Annotated in this window: 19 protein-coding genes and 1 tRNA gene; 4 read left to right on the forward strand and 16 right to left on the reverse strand. The window is 66.5% G+C overall.

The genetic code is table 11. The annotated features are described in order from the left end of the window. Positions 1-304: 304 nt before the first annotated feature. From DY262_RS20595 to DY262_RS20615, 5 genes are all read right to left on the reverse strand, one after another. Positions 305-748, reverse strand: a complete 444-nt coding sequence (locus DY262_RS20595) for a helix-turn-helix transcriptional regulator (protein ID WP_116960945.1) — start codon at positions 746-748, stop codon at positions 305-307. A gap of 400 nt (positions 749-1,148) precedes the next feature. Continuing rightward, entirely contained in the window at positions 1,149-1,382 is a 234-nt protein-coding gene (locus DY262_RS20600; protein WP_116960946.1) for a DUF2188 domain-containing protein, read from the reverse strand. Then, on the reverse strand, positions 1,379-2,506 hold the full coding sequence (locus tag DY262_RS20605) for a helix-turn-helix domain-containing protein (RefSeq protein WP_281272938.1): 1,128 nt from the start codon (positions 2,504-2,506) through the stop codon (positions 1,379-1,381). Before DY262_RS20605 ends, DY262_RS20600 begins: the two co-directional genes overlap by 4 nt. After that, positions 2,503-3,153, reverse strand: coding sequence for a hypothetical protein (locus DY262_RS20610; protein WP_116960947.1), 651 nt, complete (start codon positions 3,151-3,153; stop codon positions 2,503-2,505). Before DY262_RS20610 ends, DY262_RS20605 begins: the two co-directional genes overlap by 4 nt. 672 nt (positions 3,154-3,825) lie before the next feature. Continuing rightward, positions 3,826-3,901 (reverse strand) — tRNA-Arg (locus tag DY262_RS20615). Positions 3,902-4,231: 330 nt separating this feature from the next. On the opposite strand from DY262_RS20615, the gene DY262_RS20620 reads away from it, so the two are divergent. Then, complete coding sequence (locus tag DY262_RS20620; protein WP_116960948.1) at positions 4,232-5,083, forward strand: c-type cytochrome; 852 nt, start codon at positions 4,232-4,234, stop codon at positions 5,081-5,083. Positions 5,084-5,113: 30 nt separating this feature from the next. Here the strand turns inward: DY262_RS20620 and DY262_RS20625 are convergent, their stop codons facing one another. From DY262_RS20625 to DY262_RS20635, 3 genes are read right to left on the reverse strand one after another with little or no spacing between them, the layout of a single operon-like run. Continuing rightward, a complete protein-coding gene (locus DY262_RS20625; protein ID WP_116960949.1) occupies positions 5,114-5,647 on the reverse strand; it encodes a DUF2946 family protein in 534 nt (177 codons plus the stop codon). 10 nt (positions 5,648-5,657) lie between these two features. Then, positions 5,658-6,653 (reverse strand): YheT family hydrolase, encoded by a 996-nt coding sequence (locus tag DY262_RS20630; protein ID WP_245981145.1) that lies wholly within the window; start codon positions 6,651-6,653, stop codon positions 5,658-5,660. Between the two features lie 19 nt (positions 6,654-6,672). Beyond that, the gene (locus DY262_RS20635; protein ID WP_116960950.1) at positions 6,673-7,110 is read right to left on the reverse strand and encodes a YybH family protein; all 438 of its coding nucleotides are present in this window, start codon (positions 7,108-7,110) and stop codon (positions 6,673-6,675) included. Between the two features lie 71 nt (positions 7,111-7,181). Here DY262_RS20635 and DY262_RS20640 point away from each other — a divergent pair, with 71 nt between their 5' ends. Genes DY262_RS20640 through DY262_RS20650 form a run of 3 tightly spaced genes read left to right on the forward strand, consistent with a single transcriptional unit; the run spans position 7,182 to position 9,283 of the window. Then, entirely contained in the window at positions 7,182-7,781 is a 600-nt protein-coding gene (locus DY262_RS20640; RefSeq protein ID WP_116960951.1) for a LemA family protein, read from the forward strand. A 49-nt stretch (positions 7,782-7,830) separates the two neighbouring features. Continuing rightward, positions 7,831-8,742, forward strand: a complete 912-nt coding sequence (locus DY262_RS20645; RefSeq protein ID WP_116960952.1) for a TPM domain-containing protein — start codon at positions 7,831-7,833, stop codon at positions 8,740-8,742. 13 nt (positions 8,743-8,755) lie between these two features. Beyond that, positions 8,756-9,283 carry a TPM domain-containing protein gene (locus DY262_RS20650; RefSeq protein ID WP_116960953.1) on the forward strand — a complete coding sequence of 176 codons (528 nt, stop codon included), beginning with the start codon at positions 8,756-8,758 and terminating at the stop codon, positions 9,281-9,283. Between the two features lie 71 nt (positions 9,284-9,354). On the opposite strand, the gene DY262_RS20655 is transcribed toward DY262_RS20650, so the two are convergent. From DY262_RS20655 to atpE, 8 genes are all read right to left on the reverse strand, one after another. Continuing rightward, positions 9,355-9,924: a cyclic nucleotide-binding domain-containing protein gene (locus DY262_RS20655; protein WP_070401217.1), complete on the reverse strand. Its 570-nt coding sequence runs from the start codon at positions 9,922-9,924 to the stop codon at positions 9,355-9,357. A 117-nt stretch (positions 9,925-10,041) separates the two neighbouring features. Next, a complete protein-coding gene (locus DY262_RS20660; protein ID WP_070401218.1) occupies positions 10,042-10,458 on the reverse strand; it encodes a F0F1 ATP synthase subunit epsilon in 417 nt (138 codons plus the stop codon). Between the two features lie 24 nt (positions 10,459-10,482). Next, the gene (atpD, locus tag DY262_RS20665) at positions 10,483-11,895 is read right to left on the reverse strand and encodes a F0F1 ATP synthase subunit beta (RefSeq protein ID WP_070401219.1); all 1,413 of its coding nucleotides are present in this window, start codon (positions 11,893-11,895) and stop codon (positions 10,483-10,485) included. Between the two features lie 44 nt (positions 11,896-11,939). After that, positions 11,940-12,806 (reverse strand): F0F1 ATP synthase subunit gamma, encoded by an 867-nt coding sequence (gene atpG / locus DY262_RS20670; protein WP_070401220.1) that lies wholly within the window; start codon positions 12,804-12,806, stop codon positions 11,940-11,942. Between the two features lie 27 nt (positions 12,807-12,833). Beyond that, positions 12,834-14,390 (reverse strand): F0F1 ATP synthase subunit alpha, encoded by a 1,557-nt coding sequence (gene atpA / locus DY262_RS20675; RefSeq protein WP_116960954.1) that lies wholly within the window; start codon positions 14,388-14,390, stop codon positions 12,834-12,836. Between the two features lie 52 nt (positions 14,391-14,442). Beyond that, positions 14,443-14,973, reverse strand: coding sequence for a F0F1 ATP synthase subunit delta (locus DY262_RS20680; RefSeq protein WP_116960955.1), 531 nt, complete (start codon positions 14,971-14,973; stop codon positions 14,443-14,445). Positions 14,974-14,994: 21 nt separating this feature from the next. After that, complete coding sequence (locus DY262_RS20685; RefSeq protein ID WP_070401223.1) at positions 14,995-15,465, reverse strand: F0F1 ATP synthase subunit B; 471 nt, start codon at positions 15,463-15,465, stop codon at positions 14,995-14,997. Between the two features lie 126 nt (positions 15,466-15,591). After that, complete coding sequence (gene atpE, locus DY262_RS20690; protein ID WP_009519254.1) at positions 15,592-15,837, reverse strand: F0F1 ATP synthase subunit C; 246 nt, start codon at positions 15,835-15,837, stop codon at positions 15,592-15,594. Between the last annotated feature and the right edge of the window lie 28 nt (positions 15,838-15,865).

The raw sequence follows: 15,865 nt of genomic DNA on the forward strand, positions 1-15,865 counted from the left end.
AAGTCAATGAAATCAACGGTCTACCCAGACCACCCCCGCGCCAGTGCTAGCTTTGCGTACCGTCACTTATTGCACTGAAAACGAGGAGACCCCATGTCTGCACGTCGCAGTGGGCTGACGCTCTACGACACCTATTGAATGTTTTCCTCCAGTCTATGTCTGCCACAAGAAGATCCATGAGGCCCACGCATTGAAGCTTGCATAGGCAAAATTTGTCCCACGTATAGGTTCATGTCGGTGCACCGGGCTAGGGTGGCTACAGGCAAGCGAACTGAAGCACCCGTCATAGGTGCGGCGTGTCGCGCTATGCCGACTCGAGCTGTCGCGCAGCTTCTCGCTTGCCCATCGCCATAACCTCGAAGTAACGAGCGAGTTTTGAGGCCCGCGGCGTCACCTGGCCAGACTCCCACTTCCATTGACTAAGGGAGGAGATCCCGAGGAGCTCTGCCATCTGCGCCTGACTCATGCCGAGCGCTTGTCGTTTGACCTTGAGGCGTTCGGCGTTGAAGGTTGGCTTTCGACCTGGACGTGAAGACGCCTCTTCTGGGGCTTGAACGGGTACGGCACGAGCGAATGCCCTTTGGGTGGCGCGCAGTTGCACCTGCAGGTCCTTGACCGATCGCTTGAGCGCCGCGATCTCTGTTCTGTGTGTTGAGGCTGCCTTTCGAAGTGCGGTGACATCTTCTCGTACCTCCTTGCGGGCGATACGGGCAATTTCTTGTTTGAGCGTCTGTGCGAGGTTTGACATGGACACATCGTAAGTCCATGCAACGAATCCGCCAAGCTGGGCTACGGCACATGTGCATGCATTGACTCAGTTCAAAGGCAGAGGGGTCTGCATTCGACGTCCGCCTGGGCCAACCGCACGGCTCGATTGTTCAGCAAACTATGCACTCGTCCTATTCGAGCTTTGCTGCTCAACGAAACCAGTTTAATGTTCGCCGCGTAGCCTCCCACAGCAGCGCCATCTATGCACTAGGCGAATCGAGAGTTTTACCCCTCCTGAGCGGCATCGACGTATTCAACCGCGAGGATACGGTCGAATCGACTTCCATTGGCGATTTCTACACTGCTCAATCCACGGCGCAAGTTCGGTGACCAGACCCAGAATAGACATGGGCCTAGCTTAGGTAGCTGGTCGCCGCCGCTCAGTTCTTCCTGTCTTTGGGTGGATTCGGATCGTTTCCGTAGCTGTCGCTATCCCGGATCGTGCCGTCCTTGCGGTGAATGACCACCTCAGCTCGTTCCCGCTTGGCTTGCTCGCGGGCGCGCTCGATCGCCGCCTTCTGCGTATTAACAACGACTCCTGCGCGGCTGGCCCCTTCAGTTTTTGTCGCCCAGCCATCTTTGTGAGGTACGACGTGAATGTCCTTCTTGGTCATCTATGAAACTCCTCTGGCGAACTCACAACTCGAAGCTGAGGGGGCTTGGCTGCACGGCTATGGCTGCCGCGCCCTCCGCCGCTCAGCCCCGTGATTGCGAGCCCAAATACAAGCTGATCCAGCTCTTCCACGGGAACGCAAAGCTCACTCGCTATGTCGACCTTGGAGATGCTTTCATCACGCAATGCGGTGAAGACCTTCTGGAGAATCTGCGACGACTCCCGCTGTCCCTCGTCAGGTTCGCTTTTGCGATATCCGCGGGACGACAGGTCGATGTATAGCGACTGGTAGTGCCAGTCGCTTATCGCCCCCACGGCATGTAGCCGGTAGGTAAGCGCTGCCACGGAGACGCTCCAGTACTTCTTGAGCCTGATCAGGTGATCGAGCGTCGCCATGCGGGGCGCATAGGCGAGGACACTGGCTCTTGGCATCAAGAATGCCGAGGCGAAGGTATTGGCCTCACGCTCCGCTTCGCGCCCCTGTGGCGATCCATGGCGATGGAGGACCAGGTGCCCCAACTCGTGCGCGGCATCAAAGCGGCTGTGCTCGGCAGATTTCTTCGTGTTCAGGAACACGAAGGGTGTGCTCTGTCGCCACATCGAGAAGGCATCAACCTCGGCGGCATCCACCGACAATGAGAAGACACGTACACCCTTCGACTCAAGCAGGTGGACCATGTTCTTCACCGGCAACTCGCCGAGCCCCCATTGCTGGCGCAGCGCGCGCGCTGCAGCCTCGGGATCATCCTCACGACTAAGGTCCGGCAGATCAGGCGCAGGAAGCTCGAAGCGAGCCTCGATCCATGCATTCAGCAATAGTGCGATAGCACCGGCACCGAGGGCGGTATCGCGCTGACCTGCAGACATCTTGGAAAGCGCACGGAAGCTGGCAATGTCTGGCGTTGGCTCGTCCAGATCATCACCGAAGAAAAACTCCTGTGGAAATTTCAGAACCGCGGCCAAGCTGGCCAGTCGATCATCGTCTGGCCCGAACTCGCCCTTCTCGTAGGCCGACACGGAGCGCGGCTCGACGCCGATGGCGGTGGCGAGCTTGGTCATTGTCAGTCCGCGACGCTTGCGGGCGAGGGTCAACCGAGACGGATTGAACAGCTTGTCTCTAGTCATACGCGACGCTTAACGTCGACATTGATGTCCGGCAACGACGGTTGCGGAGGCGTGATCTCAACAACTTCCGGATCAGTCGGGATGGCACTCAAGATGATCCGTTCACGCCAGCCATCAACGCGCCCGTCAGCGCCCATCGATGTGGGCAAAGAGAGTTCGCAGCGCACCTCACCCTGTGCGCGGTGCACCAGGAGAATCCACGTCATCCGCTGCTCATCCGGGTTAGCCGGACGCGCCGGTGCCGTGACGGGCGGGAAGACGTAGGGGAGTTCGAGTTGCATCTGATTAGAGACGACGGCGCCGACCGTGCTCGGCCCCTTGGACGACTTGGTCGTCGGGATCGCATCGCGCCGCCCTGTCGCGTCATCACCGGTCGCGACAGCAATCGCGACATTTCGCGCTGGGTTGATGACCAGCGAGTAGTTGTTCTCGTCCGACCGCTCCCACTCGGGCAGCAGGTATTCGCGCAAGCCGCAGACCATCGTCGCCCAGGCGCTGAAGCCGGGGAAGAGCGGGGGATGGTTCGGGGTGCAAGAGATAAAGGCGACGTAGCCGCGCTTCACGATGTCCGCGAGTCGCGCCTCCTTAAGCCCGAGCGTTTCCAGTCGCGCATTGACGTCGCTTGCGTCTACATAGGTCTGAATCACTGCGATATTCCTTTCCCGCCCAGAAGGCCGTTACTTCCGGTTTTTATACCTTAAGTCAGGAGGAAAAACAAGAAGTTGCCGAAGAGTGGCGCGGTGTTGTTCTCCGGTATTGGCCGCCCCAAATACTGGACATACCAATTGTTTAGAGGCCGGCTAGGTGCGGTGAAGCGAATCTGGTCCCCACCGCCGTTGTTCCCACAAGTGCTGCAGAGGGAATCGGCCGAGCCCCATCGCGTTGCATGCCAAGGGCTGATTTGCAGCCGGTTGCGTTGACACCGACCTGAGGCTCCTGAACTTGCTACTTGTCGGTAGCCAGCCATACAGAGACGTGGCTTGAAGGTCTGCTTCCGGACAGGAGGAGCAGTTAACGCCTTGAAGGCCAGTGTCCGAAAACATCGCTGCAAAGTAGAGCGGCGAGTCAGCGTTGCAGCTAAGCACGCATAGTGCAGGATTAGGAGGATCTTCTTGGCACGGGACTGAGGGTCGCAATCGAGCCTTGCCCGCTTGAAGGATGGCACAGGCTGGGCACAGCCAAGGCACAGAAAAAAACGCAACATTCCTTCTGACCATTGGTCCGAGGGCATGCTGTGCCCTGAAGGGCTTGCTCAAGAACGAGACGTCGAAGCCAATCAGCTGCCCTTGTGATTGGCTACTCACCGAGGGGGTGAGGTATGGCGCGGCTGGCGGGGATCGAACCCACGACCCTCGGCTTCGGAGGCCGATACTCTATCCACTGAGCTACAGCCGCGTGGCTGGAAAAGACCAATACTCGTTCTACTGCGCGGTTCCCGAATGACGACAGCCTTCGGAGGCCGATACTCTATCCACTGAGCTACAGCCGCGTGGCTGGAAAAGACCAATACTCGTTCTGACGCGCGTTGCTCCGATGACGACAGCCTTCGGAGGCCGATACTCTATCCACTGAGCTACAGCCGCGCGGTGGCGCCCATTCTAGCGGCTTGCTCGGGATCGCCCGGCCCGCCAGAGGCGCTAGATATAATCGCGGGCTGTCCGCCGGTGCCCCGGCGCACCTTGCCAGAAGGCCTTGAAGGCCCGCCTGCCACCCCCTGAGGACCCCATGAGCGACCACGATTCCCATACCGGCCCCATCAAGACGCCTGCCCAGCTGCTGTGGACGTCGTTCTTCGCGTTCGTGGTGCCTGTGTTCGTCATCATCGGCCTGGTCTACTTCGTGACCTCGGCCAACAAGCCCGGCGCCGGCGCGGTGGATACCGACATCGCGGTCGCCCAGCGCATCGAGAAGATCGGCTCCGTGGAAATCCGCGACGCCAACCGCCCGCTGGAGTCTGGCGCCAACGTCTTCAAGGCCCAGTGCGCCGCCTGCCACGAGGCCGGCCTCGCGGGCGCCCCCAAGTTCGGCGACGCCAGCGCCTGGGCCGCGCGCATCGCCACCGGTTACGAAGCGCTGCTGAATTCGGCGCTCAAGGGCAAGGGCGCCATGGGCGCACAGGGTGGCGGCGCCTTCCGCGACCCGGAGATCGGCCGTGCCGTCGTGTACATGGCCAACGCCGCCGGCGCCAAGTTCGCCGAGCCGCAGCTGGCGGCCCCCGCCTCGGCGGCCGAAGCCGCCGCGCCGGCGCCCGCACCGGCCGCGCCCGCGCCTGCGGCTCCCGCGGCCGCGGCTCCTGCCGCCGCCCCTGCGCCGGCGGCCCCGGCCGCCGCCGTCGCCGCCAACGGCGAAGCCCTGTACAAGCAGGCCTGCACCGTGTGCCACGCCGCGGGCGTGGCCGGCGCGCCCAAGACGGGCGACAAGGCCGCCTGGGCCCCGCGTATCGCCCTGGGCGTGGACGCGCTCACCGCCAGCGCCATCAAGGGCAAGGGCGCCATGCCGCCCAAGGGTGGCGCCATGGCCGCCTCGGACGCCGAAATCAAGGCCGCCGTGCAGTACCTGGTGGACCGCGCCAAGTAAGCGCGCGCGGCGCCACCGAACACAAGCCGGTCAATGACCGGCTTTTTTCATGGCCTCGGGGCTGCGCACGAAGCCATAGCGTGCGGGCAGTTCGTCCACGCGCACGGCCTCGGGTTGCCAGCGGCCCGCCTCCACCGCATCGGCCGCGAGCGCCATGTCGGCCGTGTGCACGAGGCCGATGCCACGATCGGTGTCGAGGTAGAGCCGCCCCTCCTCGTCGAGCAGGCTGGAACGCACCGCCACGGGCTCGCCGTCGTGGGCCTGCACGCCGCCGTCGGGCTGCAGGCGCCAGACCCAGGGCGTGTTCTCCAGCTCCACGTACACGCGCTGCGGGCCGTTCTGAAAAAACCATTGGCCCTGTTCGTCGGCCGCGTAGTTGCGCTGGATGAAGGCAATGAGCTTGTCGTGCCGCAGCAGCGAGCCCTTGCTGCGTGCGAAGGGGCCGGCGGCCTGCACGCGGTCGTCGCGCATGTACCACTGGCCGCGCGCATCCAGCCCCAGCCAGCCGTGGCAGTGCGGCACGTTGGGCCATTTGGCGAGCGCAGCCTTGACGATGTCGTCCATGACGGTGGCCTCAGGTGTGGGCGAGCAGCCAGTGTCCCACCGCCTCGGGCATGGCGCGCACATGGCCCGGCAATCCCCAGGCACCCAGCGGGGCGGCGAAGCCCACGTGGCCGCCGTGCGCCGGTTGCCACAGCGTCACGCGCGGCCCGGCCTCGCGCGCGCTCGGCAGCGAGTGCGCGGGCACGAAGGGGTCGTTGCGCGCATTGACGGCCAGCGCCGGCACGCGGATGCGCGCCAGGTGCGGCTTGGCGGAGGCGCGCGCCCAGTAGTCCTCGGCGTCGCGGAAACCGTGCAGCGGCGCGGTGAAGATGTCGTCGAAGGCGTGCAGGTCGGCCGCTGCGCGCAACGCCTCGGCGTTGAACAGGCCCGGGTGCTGGGCCAGCTTGTCCAGGGCCTTGGGCTTCATGCTGCGCAGGAACATGCGCGTGTAGATCTGCCGGTTCAGGCCCCGCCCGATGGCGTGGCCGCCCGCCGCGAGGTCCAGCGGCGAGCACACCGCCGCCACCGCCGTCACCACGCCGCCCGCCGCATCGCCGGACTCACCGGCCCAGCGCAGCAGCGCGTTGCCGCCCAGCGAGACGCCCACCGCGACCAATGGGCGCAGCGGGTCGGCCTGGGCGAAGCGGCGCAGGATCCAGTCGATCTCCTCGAAGTCCCCCGAGTGGTAGGCGCGCGGCGCGCGGTTGATCTCGCCCGAGCAGCCGCGAAAGTGCGGCACCGCGTAGGCCAGGCCGCGCTCGGCGGCGAAATCGGCGAAGGCCACGGCGTACTGGCTGGCCGAGGAGCCCTCGAGCCCGTGGAACAGCACCAGCCGCGGCGACTGCGCGTGCGCCGCGTGCGTGGCGTGGTCGACATCGATGAAGTCTCCGTCGGGCGTGGTCCAGCGCTCGCGCCGCCAAAGGGGCGCCGGGCCGAAATGCCGGCGCGCCAGCAGCGCGGGCCAGATGGTCTGCGCGTGCCCGCCGGGCAGCCACCAGGGCGCTCGGTAGGCGGACAGATCGGCCAACAAGGGTTCGGGCTTCAATTCAATGCAGCAAGGGCTTCTGGGCGGACGCCTCGGCCGGCTCGGTGCGCGTGCCCGGGCTCGCGTGGTGCGCGATCAGGCGCCAGCCCTGCGCCGTTTTGATGTAGACGTTGGTGGCGAGCACGAAGGCATGGCGCGGCCCGTCGTCGCCGAGCACGGCCACGCGCTCGACCACGCTGTGCACGGCACAGTGGCCGTCGTCGTGGCGGTGCAGCTTCTCGGGCATGGCCATCACGCTGCCATTGGCGAACATGGCCTCGAAGGTGGCGCGGATGGCCTCGTGCCCCAGCAGGCGCGGGCCACCGGGGTGCACGCAGACGATGTCGTCCTCGTCCGCCCAGCAGGCCATGAGACGGTCGATGTCGGCGTGTTGCAGGGCGTCGTAGAACGCGGCTTCGGTGTCGTCCGGCGTACCCGGTGGCAGCTTGGGTTTGCGCATGCGCGCATTGTGCCGCCGCGCCACGGGTGCGGGGTATAGTGCCCGCGAACCCGGAACCCCAAGGAGATCCCATGCGTCGCCTGCTCTCGCTGCTGCTGCTCTGCGCCACTGCCGTGCTGGGCGGCTGCGGCTACAACGATTTCCAGCGCCTGGACGAAGAAAGCCGCTCGGCCTGGGCCGAGGTGCTCAACCAGTACCAGCGCCGCGCCGACCTCATCCCCAACATCGTCGCCACCGTGCAGGGCGAGGCCAATTTCGAGCGCGGCACGCTGGAGGCGGTGATCAACGCGCGCGCCAAGGCCACCTCGATCCAGGCCACGCCCGAGCTGCTCAACGACCCCGCGGCGCTGCAGAAATTCCAGGCGGCGCAGGGCGAGCTGGGCAGCGCGCTCAGCCGCCTGATGGTGGTGGTGGAGCAGTACCCCAACCTCAAGGCCAACCAGGGCTTCTCCGACCTGCGCGTGCAGCTCGAGGGCACCGAGAACCGCATCGCCGTGGCGCGCAACCGCTACATCCAGGCCGTGCAGGCCTACAACGTGCTGGCGCGCAGTTTCCCGAGCAACCTCACGGCCATGGTGTTCGGCTACCAGCCCAAGGCCAACTTCACCGTGACCAACGAGGCGCAGATCAGCCAGCCGCCCAAGGTGGACTTCGGCACGCAGAAACCGTAAGGCCGCGCCTGGCCGCACCCTGAACCCCACGCGGCCGCGCCCCCCGTCGATGAGCACCCCCCTGTTGCGCGCGCTGATGGCCCTGGTCCTGGGCCTGGCCACCGCCTTCGCCTGGGCGCAGGGCCTGCAGCCCGTGCCCGAGCTGCGCGCGCGGGCGATGGACCTCACGGGCACGCTGGACGCCGCCACGCTGCAGCGCATCGAGGAGCGCCTGGCCGGCTTCGAGCGCGAACGCGGCACGCAGATCGTGGTGCTGATGGTGGCGAGCACCGCCCCCGAGGACATCGCCGACTACACCCAGCGCCTGGGCGACGCCTGGAAGATCGGGCGCCGCGACGTGGGCGACGGCCTGCTGTTCGTCATCGCCAAGGACGACCGGCGCATGCGCATCGCGCCGGCCAAGACGCTCGAAGGCGCCATCCCGGACCTGCTGGCGCGCCGCATCCTCGACCAGGCGGTGGCACCCGCCTTGCGGCGCGGCGATTTCGCGGGCGGCATCGACGCCGGGCTCACGCAGATCATGGCCGCCGTGCGCGGCGAGGCGCTGCCGCTGCCCGCGCAGGAGCCGAGCGCCCGCGGCGGCGCCGGCGAATGGACCGATGCCCTGGTGTTTCTGCTGTTCGCCGTGCCCATGGTCGCCGGTTTCATGCGCCGGGCCTTCGGGCGCGGGCTGGGCATCCCGCTCACCGGCGCGGCCACGGGTGTGATCGCCTGGCTGCTCACCTCGGTGCTGTGGGTGGCGGCCGGGGCCGCGGTGCTGGGCATGCTGGTGGCGGTGCTCGCTCGCTTCATGCCGGCGTCGGTGCCTTCGTCGCGCGGCCGTGGCGGCCCTTGGGGCGGCAGCGGGGGCTGGGGGGGTGGCGGCTTCGGCGGCGGTCGCGGCGGCTTTGGCGGCGGCGGGGGCTTCAGCTCCGGCGGCGGCGGCAACTTCGGGGGCGGCGGCGCCTCCGGCGGCTGGTGAGGAGGGCCCGGTCATGAACCGCTGGTGGCGCTTGCTCAGACACCGCTGGATGGACCGGCACGACAGCGCGCGCGCCGTGCCCGACGACATGGCCGAACGCCTCACTCGGCGGGTCACGGCCAGCGAGGCGCGCCACACCGGGGAGGTGCGCCTGGTGGTCGAGGCCGCCTTGCCCACCAGCTACCTGCTGCGCATCGGCCCCCGCGAGCCCCTGGCCGCCGTGGTGCGCGACCGCGCCCTCGCCTGGTTCGGCCGCCTGCGGCTGTGGGACACCGAACACAACAACGGCGTGCTGATCTACCTGCTGCTCGCCGAACACGCCATCGAGTTCGTGGCCGACCGCGCGCTGGCGCGCCGGGTGCCGCCCGAGACCTGGCAGGCGATCGTCGACCGGCTGGGTGCGCAATTGCGCGCGGGTGGGTTCGAAGATGGCCTCACGCAGGTGCTGGAGGAGGTGTCGGCGCTGCTGGTGCAGCACTTCCCGTCCGACGCCGCGGCGCCGGGCGAGAACGAGCTGCCCGATGCGGTGCTGCGCGCCTGAGCGCTGCACCGCCCCGCCAGCGCTCGCACCGAAGCGCACCGCGCGGAGGGGACACAGATTCGCGCCGCCGTTCAGCCGCGCCCGCGCGTCAGATTGGTGCGGTTGTTCATCACCACCTGCAGCTCTTGCTGCAGGGCCTTGTTCATCTGGGCGAAGGTCTTGAGCTTGCGCGTGGTGTCGCGCAGCCGGTCGGCCAGGCGCTTGGAAATGGCCAGCAGCAGGCGCGAGCCCAGGCGCGGATCGTCCTTGAGCAGGCGCATCAGCGCGGTGCGCGACAGCACGGCGGCGGCGATGTCGGTGTTGGCCGTGCAGGTGGCCGAGCGCGGCGCCCCGTCGAGCACGCCCATCTCGCCCAGCAGGTGGCCCGGGCCCATCACGTTGACCACCATGCTCTCGTGCAGGCCGGGCAGGTCGCTCTCGACGGCAATGTCGCCTTCCAGCACCAGCAGCATGTAGTCGTTGCCGCGCACCTCGCCCTCGTGAATGATCACGGTGCCGGCCTTGATGAGCTTGGGCTTCATGTAACCCACCACCTTCATCGCGTCCGCGATCGTGAGATCGGCGAGCGCCGTCGGCGTGACCAGCAGCCGGGCGGCGACTTCTTCAGGGGCGAGTTCCGGACTGTCGAAGAGCGAGGACATGCAGCGGGTGGCGCGCGGGGGACGCGGCCATCATAGTGAAGCGCCCGAACGCTGAACAGCGGCGCGGGCAAAAAAAGACCGGCGCAGGGCCGGTCTCTCGCGAAGGGAAGACGTCCTTCACTTCTTCTGGCGGTACTTGCGCAGCGCAGCGATCTGCGCGGCCATGACCGCGAGTTCGGACGTGGCCTTGGCCAGGTCAACGTCGGTCTTGGCGTTCTTCACCGCTTCTTCGGCCTGCTGGCGGGCCGACGAGGCCTTGGCCTCGTCGAGGTCCTTGCCGCGAATGGCGGTGTCGGACAGCACAGTGATGGCGTTGGGCTGCACCTCGAGGATGCCGCCGGCCACGAAGACGAACTCTTCGCCGCCGTCGGCCTTCTCGATGCGCACGGCACCGGGCTTGATGCGGGTGATCAGCGGAATGTGGCCGGGCAGGATGCCGAGCTCACCCGCCTCGCCCGGCAGGGCGACGAATTTGGCCTCGCCCGAGAAGATGGACTCCTCGGCGCTGACCACGTCGACGTGGATGGTGCTCATGGTATTTCCTCAGGCAGGGACCGATCAGCCCGCCGCCAGCTTCTTGGCCTTCTCGAAGGCCTCGTCGATGGTGCCGACCATGTAGAAGGCCTGCTCGGGCAGGTGGTCGCATTCGCCGGCGGTGATCATCTTGAAGCCGCGGATGGTCTCGGCCAGCGGCACGTACTTGCCGGGCGAGCCGGTGAACACCTCGGCCACGTGGAAAGGCTGCGACAGGAAGCGCTGGATCTTGCGAGCGCGGGCCACGGCCAGCTTGTCTTCGGGAGACAGTTCGTCCATGCCCAGGATGGCGATGATGTCGCGCAGCTCCTTGTAGCGCTGCAGCGTGCCCTGCACGGCGCGGGCCGTGCTGTAGTGCTCCTCGCCCACGACCAGCGGATCGAGCTGGCGGCTGGTGGAGTCCAGCGGGTCCACGGCGGGGTAGATACCCAGGGCGGCAATGTCGCGGCTCAGCACCACGGTGGAGTCCAGGTGGGCGAAGGTGGTGGCGGGCGAGGGGTCGGTCAGGTCGTCCGCGGGCACGTACACGGCCTGGATCGAGGTGATGGAGCCCACCTTGGTGGAGGTGATGCGCTCCTGCAGACGGCCCATCTCTTCGGCCAGCGTCGGCTGGTAACCCACGGCGGACGGCATGCGGCCCAGCAGGGCGGACACTTCGGTACCGGCCAGCGTGTAGCGGTAGATGTTGTCCACGAAGAACAGCACGTCGCGGCCTTCGTCGCGGAAGGACTCGGCGATGGTCAGGCCGGTCAGGGCCACGCGCAGGCGGTTGCCCGGGGGCTCGTTCATCTGGCCGTAGACCATGGCCACTTTCGACTCGGCCAGGTCGTCCAGCTTCACGACGCCGGAGTCGGCCATCTCGTGATAGAAGTCGTTGCCCTCGCGGGTGCGCTCACCCACGCCGGCGAACACGGACAGGCCCGAGTGCGCCTTGGCGATGTTGTTGATGAGCTCCATCATGTTCACGGTCTTGCCCACGCCGGCGCCACCGAACAGGCCCACCTTGCCGCCCTTGGCGAAAGGGCAGACCAGGTCGATCACCTTGATGCCGGTCTCCAGCAGTTCCTGCGAGGGCGACAGCTCGTCGTAGGCCGGGGCCTTGCGGTGGATGGAGGCGGTGAGCGTCTGGTCGACGGGACCGCGTTCGTCGATGGGGTTGCCCAGCACGTCCATGATGCGGCCCAGCGTGGCCTTGCCCACGGGCACGGTGATGGGGGCGTTGGTGTTGGTCACCAGCATGCCGCGGCGCAGGCCGTCGGACGAGCCCAGGGCGATGGTGCGCACCACGCCGTCACCGAGCTGCTGCTGGACTTCCAGCGTGAGGGCCGTGCCCTCCATCTTCAGCGCGTCGTACACGCGCGGCATTTGGTCGCGCGGGAATTCCACGTCCACAACGGCGCCGATGCACTGGACGATCTTGCCTTGCACTTGAGACATGATGTTTACCTTCTGTTTTCTCTGGATTCGGAGGGGCGCGGACCTTAGACGGCGGCGGCGCCGGCGACGATCTCGGACAGCTCTTTGGTGATGGCGGCCTGGCGGGTCTTGTTGTAGACGAGCTTGAGCTCGCCGATCACGTTGCCCGCGTTGTCGGTCGCGGCCTTCATGGCCACCATGCGCGCCGCCTGCTCGGACGCCATGTTCTCGGCCACGGCCTGGTAGACCTGGGCCTCGACGTAGCGCAGCAGCAGCTCGTCGATGACGGTGGCCGCGTCGGGTTCGTAGATGTAGTCCCAGTCGCGGCCGCCCGCGCCTTCCTGCAGGTCCTCGGCGGTCAGGGGCAGCAGCTGCTGCACCACGACCTCTTGCCTCATCGTGTTGATGAAGCGGGTGTAGGCCAGGTGCACGCTCTTGATGCGGCCCTCGGTGTAGGCGTCGAGCAGCACTTTGACGGGGCCGATCAGCTTGTCCAGGTGGGGCCGGTCGCCCAGGTTCGTGACGCTGGACACCACCTTGGCGCCGATGCGGTTCATGAAGCCCAGGCCCTTGTTGCCGATGGCCACGATCTCGGCCGACTCACCCGCGGCCTGCAGGGCCTTGAGCTCGTTCGTGAAGGCGCGCAACACGTTGGTGTTGAGGCCGCCACAGAGGCCCTTGTCCGTGGTCACGACGACGAAGCCCGCGGTCTTGGCTTCGTTGGTTTCCATGAACGGGTGCGTGTACTCGGGGTTCGCCTTGCTCAGGTTGCCCGCAATCTGCCGCACCTTCTCGGCGTAAGGCCGGGCCGCACGCATGCGGTCCTGCGCCTTGCGCATCTTGGACACGGAAATCATCTCCATGGCCTTGGTGATCTTCTTCGTCGATTCGAAGTTTTTGATCTTGCCGCGGATTTCCTTGCCTGTAGCCATCGCTGCTCCTGGTTGGCCCTGGGGCGCTCAGTACGTGCCGGTTTTCTTGAACTCGGCGATGGCCGCCGACAGCTGGGCTTCGGCGTCCTTGTCCATGGCCTTGTCGTTCTGCAGCTTGCTCAGCAGCGCGGCGTGCTTGTCCTTCAGGAAGGCGTGCATGCCCGACTCGAAAGCCAGCACCTTCTTCACGTCGACGTCGTCCAGGAAGCCCTTGTTCACCGCGAACAGCGACGCGGCCATCAGGCTGATGGACTGCGGGCTGTACTGGGCCTGCTTGAGCAGTTCGGTCACGCGGGCACCGCGGTCAAGCTGCTTGCGGGTGGCTTCGTCGAGGTCGGAGGCGAACTGCGCGAAGGCCGCGAGTTCACGGTACTGCGCGAGGTCGGTACGGATACCGCCGGACAGGCCCTTGATCAGCTTGGTCTGGGCGGCACCACCCACGCGCGACACCGAGATACCCGCGTTGATGGCGGGACGGATGCCGGCGTTGAAGAGGTTGGTTTCCAGGAAGATCTGGCCGTCGGTGATCGAGATCACGTTGGTCGGCACGAACGCCGACACGTCACCGGCTTGCGTCTCGATGATGGGCAGCGCGGTCAGCGAGCCGGTCTTGCCCTTGACTTCACCCTTGGTGAAGGCTTCGACGTAGTCGGCGTTGACGCGCGCGGCGCGCTCGAGCAGGCGGCTGTGCAGATAGAACACGTCGCCCGGGTAGGCTTCACGGCCCGGCGGGCGGCGCAGCAACAGGGAGACCTGACGGTAGGCCACGGCCTGCTTGGACAGGTCGTCGTACACGATGAGGGCGTCCTGGCCGCGGTCGCGGAAGTACTCGCCCATGGTGCAGCCCGAGTAGGCCGACAGGTACTGCATGGCGGCCGACTCGGAAGCCGACGCGGCGACGACGATGGTGTAGTCCATCGCACCGGCCTGCTCAAGGGCACGCACCACGTTCTTGATCGACGACGCCTTCTGGCCGATGGCGACGTAGATACAGGTCATGTTCTGACCCTTCTGGTTGATGATCGCGTCGATCGCCACGGCGGTCTTGCCGGTCTGGCGGTCGCCGATGATCAGCTCGCGCTGGCCACGGCCGACGGGCACCATGGAGTCGATGGACTTCAGGCCGGTCTGCACCGGCTGGTCGACCGACTGGCGCGCGATCACGCCCGGGGCGACCTTCTCGATCACGTCGGTCAGCTTGGCGTTGATCGGGCCCTTGCCGTCGATGGGCTGACCCAGGGCGTTCACCACGCGGCCCACGAGCTCGGGGCCCACGGGCACCTCCAGGATGCGGCCCGTGCACTTGACGGTGTCGCCTTCGGAGATGTGCTCGTACTCGCCCAGCACCACGGCGCCGACGGAGTCGCGCTCGAGGTTGAGCGCCAGGCCGAAGGAAGGCACGCCGTCCTTGTTGGCCGGGAATTCGAGCATCTCACCCTGCATCACGTCGGACAGGCCGTGCACGCGCACGATGCCGTCGGTGACGGACACCACGGTACCCTGGTTGCGCACGTCGCTGCTGGCCGCCAGGCCCTCGATGCGGGACTTGATCAGTTCGGAAATTTCGGCGGGATTGAGTTGCATGACTCTTTCCTTCTTTCGTTGATTGGTATGCGGCGCGCCCGACGTCCGGCCATCAGGCCGTGAGGGCAACTTTCATCTGTTCCAGGCGGGCCTTGACGGAGGTGTCCAGCACCTCGTCGCCGACCACCACGCGAATGCCGCCGATGAGTTCGGGCTGCACTTGCACCTGCAGGTTGAGCGGGCGGGCGAAGCGCTTCTCGAGCACGGCCGACAGGTCGGCCAGGGCCGAGGGCTCGATCGGGAAGGCGCTGTACACCGTGGCGTCGGCCGAACCCTGCTGGGCGTTCTTGAGCGCGCGGAACTGGGCGGCGATCTCGGGCAGCGCGGCCAGGCGGTCATTGTCGATCACCGTGCGCAGGAAGTTCTGGCCGGCGGTCGGCAGCGGGCTCTTGAGCACGCCACCGATGAGATCGAACACCTGCTGGGGCGTGACCTTGGGGTTGTCGGCGAACTGGCGCAGCCCCGCATCGGCGGCCACGGTGGCCAGGGCGTCAAGCCAGGCCGCCGCGCCGGCGGCATCCTGGCCGCAGGCCTTGAACAGCGCTTCCGCGTACGGGCGGGCAATGGTGGCGATTTCGGCCATGGTCGTCTCGTGTTGGACCGATCAGAGCTCGGTCTTCAGGCGGTTGAGCAGGTCGGCGTGCACGCCGGCGTTGACTTCCTTGCGCAGGATCTGCTCGGCGCCCTTGACGGCCAGCGCGGCCACCTGCTCGCGCAGCGTCTCGCGGGCCTTGACGACCTGCTGCTCGGCTTCCTGGCGCGCGGCGGCCACGATCTTGGCGGCCTCGTCGTTGGCGCGGGCCTTGGCCTCTTCGATGATGGTCTGGGCGCGGCGCTCGGCGTCGGCCAGGCGGGTGGCGGACTCGTTGCGCGACTTGCCCAGCTCCTCTTCGACGCGCTTGTTGGTCGCGGCGAGCTCGGTCTTGGCCTTCTCGGCGGCGGCCAGGCCTTCGGAAATCTTCAGCGCGCGCTCATCGAGGGCCTTTGCGATCGGTGGCCAGATGAACTTCATCGTGAACCAGATCAGGATCGCGAAGACGATGGCCTGCGCAAAGAGGGTTGCATTGATGTTCATCGCAACGCCTTTCTGTGTGGACTAAGGGAAAAACACACCGGCGAACCGGCGGACGGACCGGGGCGGCGGCGGGCGCTGCGCCCGCTCACCGCGATGGCCGCGCCCGCGCGGGGCCGACCAACCGATTTACAGCGTGAAGGGGTTGGCGAAGGCGAACAGCAGGGCGATGGCCACGCCGATCAGGAAGGCCGCGTCGATCAGGCCGGCCAGGATGAACATCTTGGTTTGCAGGTCGTTCATGAGTTCGGGCTGACGGGCCGAAGACTCGAGGAACTTGCCGCCCATCAGCGCGATGCCGATGGAAGCGCCGATGGCGCCCAGACCGACGATGAGGCCGCAAGCCAGAGCGACGAGACCCAGAACGTTTTCCATGATGACTCCTATTGAGATGGAAGTTTGC

Source organism: Hydrogenophaga borbori, assembly GCF_003417535.1.
GTDB lineage: Bacteria > Pseudomonadota > Gammaproteobacteria > Burkholderiales > Burkholderiaceae_C > Hydrogenophaga > Hydrogenophaga borbori.